The following is a 16,196-nucleotide window of genomic DNA, read 5'->3' on the forward strand; positions in this document are numbered from 1 at the left end:
AACCTAAAATAACGTCCTAAAGGTGATCAGACGGTTGGAGAGAGACGCGATAAATCGCCGTCTCTACAGCAAATCTATTCGTTAATTATTTCTTGACACATTAGGCGATCGCAACTTCAACCCACTAAGCGTTTACACCTTATTTCCCCTGACTTGGTGGAATTTTCCCGTCATTCTGAGCTTGTTTAATCGCTCGTTTCACAATTAACACCGCCATCTGAGACAAAGACCGCTCCTCTGTATCAGCCAATTGTTGGAGAGCTTCTTTGTCTTCTTCTTCCATATAAATAGTTACAGTTACTTTTGCCATGTCATTATCATAAGCAATTTTGATTGTTTTTATGTTAAATGCATTAAAACACACTGATTAACACAAAAACACTTTATTTTAGCGTATAATTACTTATAAGTCAAAAGCCAGCCATCAACTTTCTCAGGGCGGATGCTGGCTTTTGGCCCCCATATCACAGGAGACATATACAATGTTAAAGCCTGTTAGCTACAAAACAGATCAACACAGAGCTTATCAACAAGCTTTAGATGATTTCGGTATTACAGAATTACTAGCAAAACTCAACAACTACTCTGACGCAGACTTTGATAGCACTTGGATGCAACTCCAGCAGCAAGAAATAGAAAGTCTAGCTGCGATTCTGATTTCACAGTTAACTCACAGCATCAATGGTAAATTGATTGCCAATTATCTCAATCTCATCCGGCACAATCACCAAGATATAGCCCCAGGCTTGATTAACCTCAAATACCCAGACGCATCTATTGAGCTTCCCGCTAACTTTCCTAATGTAGCGAAGACACCCAGATTTTTATATGGCGATCGCTTGCGTTGGCTCTCTAGTGAAAGCGATACTGACTGGGGTATTGTCATAGGTCGATTTTATAGCTTTGCTTGCGATCGCTGCTGTTGGAGTTGGTGCTACCTGATTTGGTTGAGCAAAGAGAGCCAGAGTGCTGCTTGGACATCTGCCGATATTGCTTGGGAAGAAGATTTAGAACCAATCAGTGAGGAGACACACTGATGAATCCTCATCCACTCAAGCAGCGAGAGCAAGATTTGATGCAATTCTATAGTTATTGTCAATTGGGAATAACTCCTAAGCAGTTTTACACCAAGTGGCAAGTGAACCACGAAGAAATTGCTCAGATTTGCGATCGTTCCTTGTCCACAGTTCGACGCTGGTTTGCTAGAGGTAAAAACTACCGCCGTCCCATGCCAGCCGATTTACGCCACCTTGCACTGATGAATTTTCTACTGGAACACTTTGAAGAGATTCCCGAAGAACTGTTGCAGAAGCTGTGTTTTCCAGACGAAAGTGAGTAGAAACTGCATCTAATTTCAATATCAAAATGATATTTCTTGCCAGCCACCGTCAAAGTAGGCTGGCTTTTGTCTTGGAAATTACAGATTTTACCAGGAGAACTTTATGACATACCTTGAAAAACTCAGTCCTTGGTGTATAGTCCGGCTTTTACCTAATATGCAGAACCAGATTGTAGCTCGTTTTCGTCGCCGCAGTGATGCCGAAGCGCATTTACAAGTTTTGCGCCGACTCATCCCCGGTGTGAATTTTACACTAATTTTCAATGTGGGGGTAGAGCAACAAGATTTGACTGCTTTAAAGTAAGTAGCGATCGCATCCTCGTATCACCTGAAACCGTCACTGGGCGATCGCAACAACAACCTTTGCAACTGACAGAGTTTGACAAACAAGTGGCGCTAAAAGCACTTTGTCAACGACAAACTATGATTCCTTTTTGGGGCGATCGCATTCATCAACAATTAAGGGATAATCTCAAAAGCTTTAGTAATCTTGCTGAAGACTTTTAGCAAACATTCTACACCTTGGAGGATAACATTCAGTACATCACGAAGTTTTTATAAGTCCTGCTACGTGAACATTCAGGCAGAGTATTTTAGATATTTTTATTGCTTACTCATAAGCACTAAAAACTAAATTGTGCCAATTAAGAGTGTAGAATGCTTAAGAAGTTTGGTTGGTTTTTAGGATTTTTTAAATGTATACAAATATGAATAACTTTTATTAATAATTTGTGTCTTTCAACAAAACTGATTGTAACTCTGTTACTGTCTTTGTTTCCCATTTCGTATACTCTCTTGGGTTCTCATGAAATTTTTCCCATGCTTTCCGCATAAGAAATGGTAGATTGTCCTTACTATCAGGTTGCTTGTGGTAAGGAACTAGACCAACTTTTTCCCATACCTTTATTACTTGTTTAGCCAGTTGCCGTAAAATTTCATTTGGGTAACAGTATTCATATTCTCCATCAGGAGAATCTACTAGAATTAACTTAAAATGTTCCCATTCTTGAGTTATGTTTTCTACTTGTTCAGATTCTCCAAGTTCCTCTAGTGTTAATAAAATTGCTCTCATTCTTGCTTCGTCGGCAGGATGACTTCCTTCTTCCCCAAAACTTGGATAGTAAATTTCTGGATCAGATTCCAGCAACAATCTTAAATGAGACCAGCCATACGCAGAACCAACTAAGTAAGTAGCACAGATATCACAAGAAAACTCAACTATATATTCCTGTAACCATGTTTGCTCTAATAGCTTAAAATGATTTTGATAAGCTTTTGATGGAGTTTTATTTTTTAGGATGTCCCTTTGTTCCTTAATGTATTTACATAGAATTTTTGAGAAAGGTTGAGTAATTTCTGTTTCGTAATAGTTATATAGCAAATGTCCTAGTTCATGTACAAAATCTGGTATAGCTAGTAAAAAATTATCTTCACATAAAGGAACATTAATTATATTTTCTATAGGAAGGGCAGAAAAATAATCTGAACTGTGAGTACTGATTAAAGGATACTCTTCACAACAGTAATTTACTTGCTCACAAAAGAGTTTAGCAAATTTATAAAAATAGTAATCTTTTCTATTAAAATGATATAATAAAGTCAGCTTAGATGTTTCTAAAATATTTACGTCTTCTGCATAACGTCTATATGAGTTAATTTGATTTTTTAGTAGAATTTCTACACCAAAATCAGGATCATTAATAATTTCCTCTATATCATAAGCCAATTTTTCTAATTCTGTAGATACATTGTTAATATGTAATTTCAATTCTTCTGGTAAATTGTTTAAATCTTTCAAATGTTCAATTAATGTATGGCAACGTTTAAGTAATAACATTACTTGTCCGCAGAAAAATTGTGACATCATAAAATTTATCTACCTTCTTCGCAATTTGCGATATAGCCTTGTAGTTTCAGCGTCAAGTTGTTCACATAGTTCATCAAGATGACCAATAAACTTCTCTGTTAGAGGTTCATTGCCAACTAGACCCTGTTGAACTTCTTCAAGATCATTTTTATACCAAGAGATATCTCCTTTATGTTGTTCCTGTAAACGCTTAATAAAAAAGGGTGGTACTTGAGAAAGATTTTGTTCACCTTCCCCTACCCCATTACTGTCACTTAGTTGTGCAACTATTTGTCCTAAGATATTAGCAAGATAATTTCGTGCCGTAATAATTTCTTGATACGTTATTTTATTTGCACTCTGTAGCTTAAAGTGGTGCTTTTTTAGCAGAATAATATAATCGTTAAGATTTTTGAACAAGTTAGCGGTATTTTTGTATTCTTGAGAAATTATTCCAATTCCGCTCATAATCTGTTACCCCACTTATTTTATTCATCTTCATCTTTATCTTCATCAGTTAAATACGCACCTCTTTCCTCTTCATCAGGCTCATCTTCACTATAAAGAGCAGCTTGATCATCAGACTCACTAGCTATAGGTTCTAAGAAAGTATCTCCTAATTTTATAGTAGCGGGATATCGAGCAGATTTGTCAGGGGCAGCCCAAGCCCCCAATTGTGATAGGCTAAAGACATCACTGAGTACCTGTGTTATATCTAACTCTAAATTGCTATATGCAATTTTAATATGTAATGGATTCGCTGTACCTGAAAAATTAAATGGCCATCCAGTTGTACAGACAATACCTTCTGCATTATCAATTATAAAGTAGTCACCGATACTAGGATTTTCTACAGTATTACTTAGTTCGTTGGTTGGCTTGTAGTACAACCGTAAACGTGATGAACTGCTTTTGTGAATTTCTATTACTCCTACCTGAACATCTTTTACTAAAAATCCTTCTTGCTGTAAAGCATTAATTGCCTTGATAAATCCCTGATATTCTTCTATATAACTTCGCCCATCTCGATGAATGATAATTGATTTCGGGTGCAAATCTAGAGAGTTAATATCTTTCTGTAAATCTTTCTTTAGTATGCTCAGAATTTGTCTTTCTGTAAGTTTTTCTCCCTGAGCAGATGGATATGGACGAAAATAGCAATCTTTTCCCCCATTGTATATATAAGTAAATCCCGCAACATTGTTGAGTACATCAATTCCTATATATACTTCATAATGCAGAGAATCTTTGAGAGCAAAAGGCCATTGACGATTAACCAACAGCATTCCTAAAGCTGTACAGCGTATATAAGAGAAATATCTTTGTTTTTGTTTTGGATTTTCATTTATTTGATATTCATTATTTTGTAATATAAAGAACTTCTTTACATTACCTGCATCCACACATTGAAACTGCAAAGTTTCATACAATTCTCTTTTAATGAAATTATGGAAATCAGAGTGTGCGTTCTCCGGTAGTATTAATAAAGCACAACCTCTATCAATTTCATTCTTCTCTACTTCTGCTTTAATAACTTCTACTTGCTGGCGCAAGTTTTTGGCTTTTTTGTCATCATAGATTATTTTTTTAAATTTGTAAGAATGGGGAAAAAATTTCCCCATTTGATACTCAAAATCCTCTTGAAACTTCTGAGCAATAGAGCGATCTATAGAACTAGGTATAAATATATACTGAACCTGAAGTGAATCTCTAGTTAATAATCCTGCTTCTTTCTCTAGTAATAATTTCAACCTAGTTTTTCCATAATCTTGAATATTTATTCCTGTGTTTTCATCATTTCTTTTAATGTGTAAGATTTTATTATTACCAAAAATTAAATCAGGTATTTCAAACTTATCTATATTTTTTTCTAAAGGTTCTGCGGGTATGACTAATTGAAAATTATTGCCAAAATCAATATTGTGAAAGTATTTATCTATCAGTTCTTTGCTTTTTTCTAATCTGTCTATTGGCTTTAAAATGGAATAAGGATGCAATTTTGCCACTTTTTGATCATTAGTTTTATAGGTTTTGTAACATAAATCAGATGCTCCATATCTTTCTAGATTTTTATAAGGATATTGGTAAACAATAGCTATTGAATTTGGATCTACTTGTGTGGCAACTTCTAAATCAGAAGCAGTCGCAAATTTTTTAGTGTAATCATACACATTATAAGTTTTCTTATCTCTTTCAGAATAAAAGATTTGTTCGCTAATACAGTAATCTGTAGAAGCTAAAAATTGTATTCGATACCATTGAACGCCAAATTTATACAGAAAATGGTGCATTCTGTAATGATTTACATCTTCACCATTAATTACACGCGCCCAAAGAGATATTCTATCTACATAACGGATTGTTGGATCTAAGGATATATAAATATTTTTGTCCGCTAAATAGTGAAGACGATAAACAAAGCCTCGTAATACATCGACTTGGCTATCATCTCCTGCATTGATAGCTTCTCGAAAATAAAATGAGCCATAGCTATCATTCCAAATTTCTGGTACTTTTATTAAAGCGGAGCGAATATTATAGCTTAACAGTCTAAGTGCTAACTTGATTTGATGAGGAGTAATATCACTAAAATTCAGTTCATAGATATTGGAATCTGGTACAAGAACTGCTACGTGCGGAATTAAACGCCATTCTGTTTTTATATCCTTTGTAAGCTCAGTAGTAGCAAGGTAGACTTTGTTTCCTTGCCAATATAGACAAACAGGTTTGCATAATGAAGATGCAACCATTCCAGCTAATCGATGAAGATTTTCGAGGTAGTTTTTATTTTTCTGTGGAAGTTTAGTGACTTCCAACAATCTGTACTTATAGGATAGTTCAGATAAATTTTTGATGGCAAATAAATTTAGAATGTGATTCGTCATGAAGTTAGCCTCACACACATTTGTTGAAAATTACAATATTCACAAGATAAATGACTATTTGCATAATCATAATCCTCTAGATTATCGAGATTATATTTACTATCACCAGATAAAGCTTTTATTTGTGAAATGCTTTGATAAATAAAATTATCTATGGTATTTATGCTGTCTTCATTCACATAATGTTTTGTCAGCTTACCTTGAAAAATATTAGCTTCAACTAGTAATAAATCTTCTGGATTATATTTTTTCCATTTCCATTTATTTAAAGCTGCTAGAGCATATAGATTTAACTGCTTGGAATAATCACTAGTTTTGCTTCGACTAATTTTCCAGTCAATAACACACAACTTATTTTTTCCGTAATCCATTACTAAATCTAATTTAGCTGAAACCGGACAATTATGAATATTAAATTGTATTAAACATTCTGTGAAATAATCATTTCCTCGCTGCAAAAATTGAATGAATCTTTCTTGAGAATATAAATATTCATAACACTGCTTTATTTCTTTATATAAATCATCAATAAATGTTTGAGGAATTATGATATCATAGTCGTGATGTCGCAAAGCCAAAAATGAGTCGCCTGCTGCTTTTTTACTCATATTAGCGTCTCTATACTTTTTCTGTTTTGAAAATTCAAACTGCTTTTTCGCCAAAGAAATTGTTTGCTCAATGAGTTCATTAACAGAGATGATTTGGTGCTGTTGTAAAGATGGTGCTAGATACTCTTCAAGAGCTTTGTGAATTAGAGATCCTCGCCATTCATCAAGGCTACTTAACTGTTTAAGTATAAATGCTTCCCGACGAAGAGTATCTTTGGCATTGTGAGATGCCATCGTTTGGCTGAAGAAGTACTGTTTTTGACACCTACGAAAACAATTATGGGTAGATATAGACCACTTCATTATCAAGAGGGTTAAGTCTTTATTTTTACATTCTCAATTATTTAGGCTGAATCGACAAGACAAAGACTCAAATCTTCTTTTGGCACTCAGTCATCTCAGCAAAGGGTGTTCTACATCTGCCACAAAGTCCATACTCCCATAAAGCAGGTATTTTAAACCTATCCTCACACTTGGGACATTTGGACAGTAAACGCAAATTATGGCGATTGCATCCCCCCGTTTCCTTAAACTGCCACTCAATCTGGTGACAAGGTGTTTCTCCATAACAAGCCCCACATAACCGAATGGGTTCATGTTGCATTCCTACTCCAGCCGGTGGAAGCATTTGAGCTAACCTGTCTGCATCTACTTCTACTACAGATGCGATCGCTTCCAACTCTTTTTGGCTAGGGCGAGGGTTAAAATGAAATCTTTCCCACCGTGCCACTACAGCACCAATCCCAGCTAGATTACTCAACCCAGCAGGAGATAAATGGTTAGCACGTCTAAACCGACCTAGAAAATGACTCAGGCTTTCCCCTAGATAGGGTTCTATAATAAAAAGCCAAGGCTTAACATCTGGTGCTGTCATTACTTGTACTCTTTCGCCACTTCTTGTAAAACAGCCTTATCAATCTTCTTAAATCCCTTAGATAAAGAACGAATCGCTGCTTCCCTAAGAATCTCATCCAGGCGGCCAATGTAACCTTCAGTTGCTGATGTGAGAATCCGCAGCATATCCTTGCTAGTTAAATTAGAAGAAACAGGCAGCTTCAAAACTCTATCTTCCCAGGCTTGCACAGTATCTTGAAAATCTTTCCCCGATAACTTGCCGAAGCGATGACAAGCCCGAAAGCGGTTATAAACTTGTTCATCTCGCTTGATTACTGCCTCCAAGCGATCTGTTCCCACCAATACCACAGCAATTCCTAACTTGTCATAAATATCTCGCACCTCAGCAAATGTCTCTGGTTTGAGGCGATCGGCTTCATCAATAATCAGCATTTCTACCTCACACCCCTTAAGTACCTCCATCGCCCTCCCACGAAAATCAGAAACAGTTCCCTTTGTTGCCCGAAACTTGAGGTACTCAATCATCTCCTTGAATAAATCCTTAGAACCGCATTTTTGCGGAGGCTGAATATAAACTACAGGCACAATCGGAGGTCGCCCAAGTTCTTGGTGTGGCTTGTGCCTGTACCTATAGGCATCACAGGCAACTGTCTTGCCAGTCCGTGATTCCCCAACTACTCGACAGGATTGCCGTGCTTTGCGCTTGCCATCCAACCAATCATGGAGAGTTTTTACCTGCTGTAGCGGCACAATGCTCTTACCCTTGAGACGAGCAATTTCAGCTTGTAACCACTCATCATCCGGTTTTACCCCACCCAATTGCTTGGCGATCGCTTGAGCTTCTGTCATTGTTTAAAACCCGTATTCTTCACGAAGTTGTTCATAGTCCCACACTTCCATGTCTTCATATTGAGAGTTAACCTCAGTGGTAGATTCCACTTCATCTGGTTCAACTACTTGGGAAGGCAAGGACTCAGTTTTACTTTCATCAACCCCAGTAGATCGCAAAACCGCCTGTTCCAATTTTTGACGCTCTTTACGGCTTTTCTTGGTTGCTACAAGAGCATCTCGGTCAACGACTTCTTGCAATAATGATTGATTACTGATAGTTTTGCCTGCGGTGCGGAGTCTGCGACTTGCTGCCTCAGCCTCATCTAATGCCAGTTGCTCTGTCTCCAAACCTTGAGCGTGAGCGCGGGTCAGAAATACTTCCTGATTGTTTTCCTGGCGATAAACCAAAATTGTTGTAATGTCTCTGGGGTCAAACCTTAAGTTGACAGTTTCTCCGGCATAACCTGCCAGATATTCTCCTCGATACATCAAGTTCTGGAACTGCAAGCAACCACCTCTTTGCACAGTGCGCCGTGACTGCTTCATTAAACAGATATCCAAATCTCGTTCTGGTATTGGTACTGGTACTGTGGGCAATCCTGCTTCCCAACGCTCAAAGCGAGTTTGATCACCCATTCGCGCATCAATACTTTGGTTGTAACGATCTACGATGTAACGCACAAGAAGCTGTTCGAGTTCTCGCAGAGTAAGTCTTGCATCCTTTTCTGCATCCTCTGGACGTTCCTGCACATTAGATCCGGTGTATCCAGGAAGTGTTGAAAATATTTGGTCATTTAATGTTTTGAAGGGACGTTCCACTACTCCGCCTTCAGAAGGGCGATCGCGTAAATGACAGACAAACCCTAACTGCGCCCCAATCTGACTTAAATGGTTAGAGCGAAAGTCTTTACCGCCATCAGTATAAAAATGTTCTGGCTTACCATAGGTTCCCCACTCACAATGCAGTTTGTACTCGAAACCGTAGTGTTTGGGTAGAATTGCATGGCGTAATGCTAATGCTACTACCCCAGAACTGGGCGCATCAAAGCCCAAATTGATACCCATAATGCAACGAGAGTAAGTATCAATTACTGTTGTTAGCCAGGGACGACTGAGCAATTCACCATGTTGATCCACGAGCAACACATCTACGCGGGTATGGTCACATTGCCAAACATGGTTACTGTAATCAACGGATAAATCTTTTCCTTCACGAGTTTTAACTGAAAGCGTTGTCCCTCTCCATCCAGGGCTACGAATACTCTTAGTTTTTTCTTGTTTTTCCAAGATGGGCGCTAATACCCGTAACACGGTTTTGTAATTGGGCGGCTTAGAGTCCTTTAATTCACGGGCTTTAGCCTCGACTCTGAGAGCAACTTGTTTAGGGGTCATACGTTTACTACCCTTGTTACCATCGTTGTAGGTTTTGGTAATGAATTTTTCCCAAAACTCACCAATACGATGTTTTCCTTTATCAGCCCTACCTGTTTGAGTGAGTCCGACTAAACCATCTTGTTCCCAGTTTTTTACCAACCTTTGTACCGTTCGCAACGATACATTTAGTTTCTCTGCTGCTTCCCGCAACTTTTGTCCATAAGTTGTGCGATCGCAAGGTTCAAGCAAACTTTGAATTACCTCTAGCTTAAGTTGGGCTTCCTCTGAGAGTGCTGTGACAATCACATTCCTCTCAAGAGTTTTATCGCTTTCTCCTTGTAAGCCTTCTGTAGGCATTGCCGAGGTATGAACAGCTAAATCAAGATTTTGCTGACTGTTCATAATACATAAATTTTTTATAAATACATATTGTTATTCTAGATGTACACAAAGCGACAGTCAATTTGTCATTATGAAAATACACAAAAGCTTTTTTCTCTTCGATGAAGCGACAGTTAATCTGTCACACTTACGGACAATGACATCTATTTTGTCACTATCAAGAAGTTGATGCTAATCATGCGAAAGCTCTATAATCTATGCTGTACAAGGGTTTTATCGATGACATTAATTTGTCATGATGACAGATAATTAGTCACTGTACACTTAAAAAGGGGGGAAACGGAATCAAAGTCCCCCAATTTATCGGGGGATTTAGGGGGATCTAAGAGTATTTGATACATCACTAAGGACTTTTCAAACATCCTCTAACGTAGTAGGGTGGGGTAGTTCATATAGAACAATTAATGATCTAGGAGGCGTTTAAGGCGTTTCTGCTCAAACATGAGCCTATCAGCCTCTTGGATCAATGTTTCTAGTGAAACGTTTTCATTTAAGGCAGATTGTGTCATGCCAACACTTATGGATATTTGATATGAGTAATTATGCTCTTGATTATAGCGATCAATATTTGCTTGCAATCGAGGATAAAATTCATCTGTATTCCTGGGCCAGATAGGAACAAATATTACAAACTCATCTCCTCCTAGACGGGCAACAATATCCGAATCACGGAAGGTTTGCTTTAGTATTTGGGCTGTGTCAACGATCATTCTGTCTCCTATTTCATGCCCTAGAGAGTCATTAATCTGCTTTAAACCATCTATATCAACAAATAAAAGACAGCAGAATATTTGTGTGCGTTGGGCAATTTTAAATTGCTGATTTGCCAACCAAAAGAAACCACGTCGATTATATAGCCCTGTCAACTCATCAGTTATGGATAGCTCCATTACCTCTGCTTCAGCCTTCAGGCGTTCCTGAATTTCATGCTCTAGGCGTTGATTTTGTTCAATAATTTCTTGGTGTTGCTGTTTAATGATTAGCTGGTTTCTGACTCGCATTAGCACTTCAAGTTCTTGAAAGGGCTTGGTGATATAGTCTTGTCCACCTATTTCAAATGCCTGCAATTTATCATTGATTTGGTCAAGGGCACTAATAAAAATAATCGGAATTTTATCTGTTGCTTTTGATGCTTTCAACTGTTGACAAACCTCATAGCCATTCATTTCGGGCATATTGATGTCAAGCAGAATCAGATCGGGCGGATGTCGAGAAGCAGCTTGTAATGCCATTTTTCCGTTGAGGGATTTACGGATGATATAACCCTCCAACTCTAATATTTTGGCTAACAATCTTAGATTGTCGGGGGTATCGTCTACGACTAGGATATTCGTTTCCAAAGGGGATTTAAGTAAATTAGCCATAAGGGGAAAGGGGGAATGAATGGGGAATGGGAAAAATTCTTAACCAATTACCAATTACTAATTCCTCCTTAACCCTTGTTCGCGTAAAAGGGTATCAGACCATACAGCATCTTCTAATTTTAGGGGTGGTACTGATTCTTTATTATAATCAATAGCTAAGTAATATCTCGCACGATTGTATATACCATGCAATAAAGATTGCAAATCTACAATCGGTTCTGTATCTTCTGACTGTAATGGTAATGGAAATACGGGAATCGTTTCTCTAATGCTAAATCCGTATAATTTACCTTGAGGACGTATTTCACTTCTGCTCACAATAATTTGATCATCTGTTACAGGAACTTCCCCTAAAATTAACATCGGTTTTCCACTTCTGAGTAAATCAATTTCAACTAAGGGACTGACAACAAATAAATTACCCAATCTTGTGGGGTGGGCAACATGAGCGCCTTTGTATACGGGCGGGTGAGACACCCACCCCACAAGAAGTAGTTGAGTATTTTTTTATTTGTCAGTCCCTAAGTGAGAAAGACTAGCTAAAACTTGTTTGCGTTTCAGTTGATATGCTTTTCTACCTTCGCCTGGGCGTTTATTTTTAGGAGATAAAACTTCGATAAAAGTCACCACAAAACCTGTAGAAACTTCTCGAATCTCTAAGTAATTTTCCGTAATATGTTCAGGTAACGGTATCATCACCGTCATGGCTTCTGATGTCGCTGTTTGGGTAGCAGTTGATGAGTATTGCTGCGGTGATTTTTGTTGAGAAAAAACAGAAATATCAAGTATCCCAACTAATACAGAATCGGAGCGATCGCTTAAATAAGTACGTTGTTCAATTGCAACTCGATACTGTGGGGGAATATTTTCCTCAATAGTATCTGCGATCGCTGTAATCAATCGATGATGTACTTCTGACCAAAACACAGGATTTTCTAAATAAGGATTTATTCCGGGAAATGGAGAATTCATAGTTTTACTATCCCGAAATGGGGGATTGGGATGATTCTAAATTAACGCGCTAGCTTCTGGGGAATAAAATAAGTAACTCAATCCCTTTTTGCCACATTCTTAAATCCTCAAAAGTTTCAATTCTCTTCTTTTCCATTCCTTTCCCCCTTCGTCCTTTACTGAGTTTGGGTCAGAGTTGCGATCGCCTCCAGATGGAAGTTATCCACCAGAGATTTCAGAGCATTGGCGAGAATTAGCTCCTGGTTGGGGATTTGAGCAATGAGATTGTAGAGTTCGGTATCGTTAAGATCCAGAGCTGCTTGATGTACCTGAATAATCCACTCTGGCGACATTACCTGTAAATCTTTGGCGGTTAGGGATTTATGAACTAAGGTTTGCTGGTCTAACCCCGGTAAAGCTTGTTCGCTGTAGCGGTAGCGGACTCCTAAGTAGTGTGCAATCCGCTCAAAGAGGACAGCTTCTAGAAATGGTTTGGTGATGTGGTCGTTGCAGCCTGTCTGAATGCTGGTGGTGTAGTCTTCCTCAAAGGCATAAGCTGTCAGCGCAATAATCACCACGTCTTTACCTCCCTCCCTCCCTCGAATTTGCCGCGTAGTTTCGTGGCCATCGATCACGGGCATTTGAATGTCCATTAAAATCAGGTGGGGATGCCATTCTGACCAGAGAGCGATCGCCTCCTTTCCGTTCTCGACTGCACAGACCTCGAACCCAACTAATTCTAATAACCTGACGAGCAACAGACGATTTTCTTTAACGTCTTCCGCCACCAGAATCCGATAAGTGGGCTGTCCCGGTTCCAGACCGATAACAGCGCCAGTCATTTCCGGCGCGATGACATCCACTGAGCTTACCAAACTCAGTAAAACCTCACAAATGAAGGTTGACTGCTGATTCAGGATGCTTTGCGCTGTAATATCACCACCCATTAAACGGGCAAACTGACGGCTAATCGATAAGCCTAAGCCTGTACCTTTAGCCTGGCGACCTTGTTCTGTTTGCGTGAAGGCTTTAAACACAGCCTCGATATCCGACTGAGCGATACCACATCCAGTGTCTTCAACTTCCAGATGAAGGGTGATGATTGGTTTGGAATCATCGCTAGAAATTGAATCCAGGGAGTTGACCTTGCCCACTCTCCCGGTCAAAGCTTTTAATCGCAGGGTGACACTACCTGTTGTCGTAAATTTGATCGCATTGCTTAACAGATTCAGCAGAATTTGCCGCAGTTTTGATTCGTCACCATACACATAGCGAGGAACGCTGGGATGCTGTTCTGTTCTGAGATCAATTCCTTTCTCTAAAGCTTGGAGGGCAACCATATCTCTGATCGAGTGGATTAGCTGATGCAAATCGAAAGAGTTTTCTGTTAGCTGTAACTGACCCGCTTCAATTTTGGACATTTCCAACACATCGTTGATCAGAGTTAGCAAGTATTCTCCACTGCGACTGATGATGCCTAAATCCTCTTGAAACTCCGATGGAATTTTGTCGCTGCGGTTCATCAACTGAGTAAATCCCAAAATGGCATTCAGGGGAGTCCGCAGTTCGTGGCTCATTTTAGCGAGGAACTGGCTTTTGGCGCGGTTGGCGATCGCGGCTTGTTCTGCGGCTTGTTCTAGGGCGATCTGGGAAAACTCCAGCACTGCCAACATCAGCATATTTCGCATTTCAGTAGCGGCTTCCAGTTCCGCAACCTCCCAAGGCAAGGAAGTTTCCCGCACGGTTTCTTTCCACATTGCAAAGGACTTGCGGGGAGACAATTGCATCTCTCCAATTTCGTTCATTGTTAACGAATCCTGAGGGTTGCCTGCCCAATTCACCGTCTGGATTTGCTCCGGTCGAAACCAGATAATGTGGTAAGACTTTTGTTTAGCATGGTTGAATAAAATTGAAATTGCCAGGAGGCCGCTAGCTTGATCTTGGAATGCCTTCGCTTCTGGATATAAACGTGAGAGGGAATCGGTAGCAAACACTCGTTTCACCTTGTGTTGCACCAACCACGCCGCAAGTTCCTGCACCTGGGTAGCCGATGGCGTTTGACCAACTAATGTCAGCTTACCGTCAAGCAAAATCGCGGCTCCTTGAGCATGAACTAGATCCAGCAATTGAGAAGTATTTCGGATCAACACTTGCTCAATAAAATTGGACTCCTGCAATAACGTCTGTTGCAGTTGATCCTGAATCGCTTTCACATGCGTTCGGTAAACATCCAATTCTCGTTCTTGCTGATACACCAGTTCGATCGAGGCAAACTGTCCTAAAAATTCACAGGCTTTGCGAGTTTCATAATCCACTAATTTCGGGCTGTAGTGGTGACAGGAAATTAATCCCCAAAGACCTTTCTCGTTGATCAACGAAATCGTCATCGACCCAGCAACACCCATATTCTTAAAGTATTCAATGTGACACGGATATACTCCTCGTAACACAGAATTACTCAGATCAAGGGGTGTATCCGTCAGAGGATGGTTGGTGGGAATCAGGTAGACAGGGGTGTAATTGATATCGGGAATGAATCGCATCCAGTTGCGGCAAAACAACTTGCGGGCTGGCGCGGCAATGTCTATGGCCAAATAGTGCAGTCCCAAAAAGCTTTCTAGATGGCTCTGTTTATCCTCCGCAATCACCACACCACTGCCGTCTTCCAGAAAGCGGTAGATCATAACCCGATCAAACCCAATCATTTGTTTCATCTCTTTGGCAAGGGTTTTAGCCAGACTTTTCAGGTTAGTGGCATTACGGAAATTGGCGATCACAGCTTGCAGGCGATGATAGAACTCGATTAAATGGGTGCTTTTGAGCGATCCTTGAGGTTCTAGTTCCAGGATCAACCCATCTACTATCCGGTGCATTACACCTGTGAATGTCTGATTTTTCCCTTGCCCAGTTTCAGTAACCCGCCGCGTTTTTAGCTGAAACGGATTGTAAAGCTCCAGATTATCTTGAGACAGATAGCCAGCAAGTTGCTGCACTTGATCGCGGGAAAACAACCGTTGTAAGGGTTGACCCAGCAATGCTTCTGCCGAAATCCCAAAAAACTGTTCCACATTTTCACTAATCTGCAAGATTCTTAGCTGTGGCTCTTGCAGCAGCAGCAACATTCCATGTGGCTGAATATAACCGGGAGCATAGACTGATTCATCACTGCACACTTCTAAAGCCGTCAGTACAGAGGTGAGTGAGGAGAACGATATCTGATTTGGTGATTGCATAATTTAGGTAAGCGGTTTTGGAAATCAAAAAATTGTGAATCTAAAAATTGAAAAGTTTTTTTCAAAAGAGCGATGCCTAAATTGGGCGTAGATGCGGCTAAGAATTGTAACTAAAAATACATCTTTACTTAACTATAGCGGTTCTCAATTGTATGGAATACAGACTACTCGTAAGGGCACCGCAATCCTGTGCCCCTACCATCTGTTGTATCCAAACGAAAACTGCTATATCTATGTGAAATACCCATTTACAGCAGACTTTGGTAATAATAAATACAACCTATGCTCTACAAGGGTTGTAGCCAAAAAATGCGACATCATTTTGTGAAATGCCGACATTGAATTTATGAATGTACAAGTGCGTATAAATATTTATATGAAGAATTTTTACCCGATTAATTCAAGTTGCTATTTTTTATTAATACGTAACTCTTTAACTGAACCCTATTGTTTCATATTCAGGACTTCTACCAATTTGTAATTCTTAATTACGAATTACGAATTAGCA

At 39.3% G+C, this 16,196-nt stretch carries 14 protein-coding genes and 1 pseudogene; 4 read left to right on the forward strand and 11 right to left on the reverse strand.

All coding sequences use genetic code 11. The annotated features are described in order from the left end of the window. Positions 1–139: 139 nt before the first annotated feature. A complete protein-coding gene (locus V7K62_RS16455; RefSeq protein WP_334865703.1) occupies positions 140–310 on the reverse strand; it encodes a ribbon-helix-helix domain-containing protein in 171 nt (56 codons plus the stop codon). A gap of 172 nt (positions 311–482) precedes the next feature. On the opposite strand from V7K62_RS16455, the gene V7K62_RS16460 reads away from it, so the two are divergent. The 4 genes from V7K62_RS16460 to V7K62_RS16475 all read left to right on the forward strand — a co-directional run bounded on the left by V7K62_RS16460 (position 483) and on the right by V7K62_RS16475 (position 1,846). Continuing rightward, positions 483–1,037, forward strand: coding sequence for a hypothetical protein (locus V7K62_RS16460; protein WP_334865705.1), 555 nt, complete (start codon positions 483–485; stop codon positions 1,035–1,037). Continuing rightward, entirely contained in the window at positions 1,037–1,339 is a 303-nt protein-coding gene (locus V7K62_RS16465) for a helix-turn-helix domain-containing protein (protein WP_334865707.1), read from the forward strand. Before V7K62_RS16460 ends, V7K62_RS16465 begins: the two co-directional genes overlap by 1 nt. Before the next feature lie 103 nt (positions 1,340–1,442). Beyond that, the gene (locus V7K62_RS16470; RefSeq protein WP_334865709.1) at positions 1,443–1,643 is read left to right on the forward strand and encodes a hypothetical protein; all 201 of its coding nucleotides are present in this window, start codon (positions 1,443–1,445) and stop codon (positions 1,641–1,643) included. A 59-nt stretch (positions 1,644–1,702) separates the two neighbouring features. Further along, positions 1,703–1,846, forward strand: coding sequence for a hypothetical protein (locus V7K62_RS16475; RefSeq protein WP_334865711.1), 144 nt, complete (start codon positions 1,703–1,705; stop codon positions 1,844–1,846). Between the two features lie 214 nt (positions 1,847–2,060). On the opposite strand, the gene V7K62_RS16480 is transcribed toward V7K62_RS16475, so the two are convergent. The 10 genes and pseudogenes from V7K62_RS16480 to V7K62_RS16530 form a co-directional block, all read right to left on the reverse strand. Next, positions 2,061–3,206: a hypothetical protein gene (locus V7K62_RS16480; protein ID WP_334865713.1), complete on the reverse strand. Its 1,146-nt coding sequence runs from the start codon at positions 3,204–3,206 to the stop codon at positions 2,061–2,063. Positions 3,207–3,215: 9 nt separating this feature from the next. Further along, positions 3,216–3,653: a hypothetical protein gene (locus V7K62_RS16485; RefSeq protein WP_334865715.1), complete on the reverse strand. Its 438-nt coding sequence runs from the start codon at positions 3,651–3,653 to the stop codon at positions 3,216–3,218. Positions 3,654–3,673: 20 nt separating this feature from the next. Further along, complete coding sequence (locus V7K62_RS16490) at positions 3,674–6,070, reverse strand: hypothetical protein (protein WP_334865717.1); 2,397 nt, start codon at positions 6,068–6,070, stop codon at positions 3,674–3,676. Beyond that, the gene (locus V7K62_RS16495) at positions 6,067–6,981 is read right to left on the reverse strand and encodes a PD-(D/E)XK nuclease family protein (protein WP_334865719.1); all 915 of its coding nucleotides are present in this window, start codon (positions 6,979–6,981) and stop codon (positions 6,067–6,069) included. Before V7K62_RS16495 ends, V7K62_RS16490 begins: the two co-directional genes overlap by 4 nt. Positions 6,982–7,048: 67 nt before the next feature. Continuing rightward, positions 7,049–7,552: a TniQ family protein gene (locus V7K62_RS16500; protein ID WP_334865721.1), complete on the reverse strand. Its 504-nt coding sequence runs from the start codon at positions 7,550–7,552 to the stop codon at positions 7,049–7,051. Beyond that, complete coding sequence (locus V7K62_RS16505; protein ID WP_334865723.1) at positions 7,552–8,382, reverse strand: TniB family NTP-binding protein; 831 nt, start codon at positions 8,380–8,382, stop codon at positions 7,552–7,554. The genes V7K62_RS16500 and V7K62_RS16505 overlap by 1 nt, the downstream gene beginning before the upstream one ends. 3 nt (positions 8,383–8,385) lie before the next feature. Then, positions 8,386–10,140 carry a Mu transposase C-terminal domain-containing protein gene (locus tag V7K62_RS16510; RefSeq protein WP_334865725.1) on the reverse strand — a complete coding sequence of 585 codons (1,755 nt, stop codon included), beginning with the start codon at positions 10,138–10,140 and terminating at the stop codon, positions 8,386–8,388. Between the two features lie 401 nt (positions 10,141–10,541). Beyond that, a complete protein-coding gene (locus V7K62_RS16515) occupies positions 10,542–11,504 on the reverse strand; it encodes a GGDEF domain-containing response regulator (RefSeq protein ID WP_334865728.1) in 963 nt (320 codons plus the stop codon). A 57-nt stretch (positions 11,505–11,561) separates the two neighbouring features. Then, a pseudogene (locus V7K62_RS31590) lies at positions 11,562–12,476 on the reverse strand (DUF4058 family protein). A gap of 155 nt (positions 12,477–12,631) precedes the next feature. Continuing rightward, positions 12,632–15,688: a response regulator gene (locus tag V7K62_RS16530; protein WP_334865734.1), complete on the reverse strand. Its 3,057-nt coding sequence runs from the start codon at positions 15,686–15,688 to the stop codon at positions 12,632–12,634. Positions 15,689–16,196: the final 508 nt, after the last annotated feature.

Source organism: Nostoc sp. (assembly GCF_036917935.1).
Taxonomy (GTDB): Bacteria; Cyanobacteriota; Cyanobacteriia; order Cyanobacteriales; family Nostocaceae; genus Nostoc.

Excerpts from the sequence above, each read along its gene's own strand:
- V7K62_RS16455 (WP_334865703.1), bottom strand. The coding sequence starts at position 310 with ATGGCAAAAGTAACTGTAACTATTTATATGGAAGAAGAAGACAAAGAA.
- V7K62_RS16460 (WP_334865705.1), top strand. The coding sequence starts at position 483 with ATGTTAAAGCCTGTTAGCTACAAAACAGATCAACACAGAGCTTATCAA.
- V7K62_RS16465 (WP_334865707.1), top strand. The coding sequence starts at position 1,037 with ATGAATCCTCATCCACTCAAGCAGCGAGAGCAAGATTTGATGCAATTC.
- V7K62_RS16470 (WP_334865709.1), top strand. The coding sequence starts at position 1,443 with ATGACATACCTTGAAAAACTCAGTCCTTGGTGTATAGTCCGGCTTTTA.
- V7K62_RS16480 (WP_334865713.1), bottom strand. The coding sequence starts at position 3,206 with ATGATGTCACAATTTTTCTGCGGACAAGTAATGTTATTACTTAAACGT.
- V7K62_RS16485 (WP_334865715.1), bottom strand. The coding sequence starts at position 3,653 with ATGAGCGGAATTGGAATAATTTCTCAAGAATACAAAAATACCGCTAAC.
- V7K62_RS16490 (WP_334865717.1), bottom strand. The coding sequence starts at position 6,070 with ATGACGAATCACATTCTAAATTTATTTGCCATCAAAAATTTATCTGAA.
- V7K62_RS16495 (WP_334865719.1), bottom strand. The coding sequence starts at position 6,981 with ATGAAGTGGTCTATATCTACCCATAATTGTTTTCGTAGGTGTCAAAAA.
- V7K62_RS16500 (WP_334865721.1), bottom strand. The coding sequence starts at position 7,552 with ATGACAGCACCAGATGTTAAGCCTTGGCTTTTTATTATAGAACCCTAT.
- V7K62_RS16505 (WP_334865723.1), bottom strand. The coding sequence starts at position 8,382 with ATGACAGAAGCTCAAGCGATCGCCAAGCAATTGGGTGGGGTAAAACCG.
- V7K62_RS16510 (WP_334865725.1), bottom strand. The coding sequence starts at position 10,140 with ATGAACAGTCAGCAAAATCTTGATTTAGCTGTTCATACCTCGGCAATG.
- V7K62_RS16515 (WP_334865728.1), bottom strand. The coding sequence starts at position 11,504 with ATGGCTAATTTACTTAAATCCCCTTTGGAAACGAATATCCTAGTCGTA.
- V7K62_RS16530 (WP_334865734.1), bottom strand. The coding sequence starts at position 15,688 with ATGCAATCACCAAATCAGATATCGTTCTCCTCACTCACCTCTGTACTG.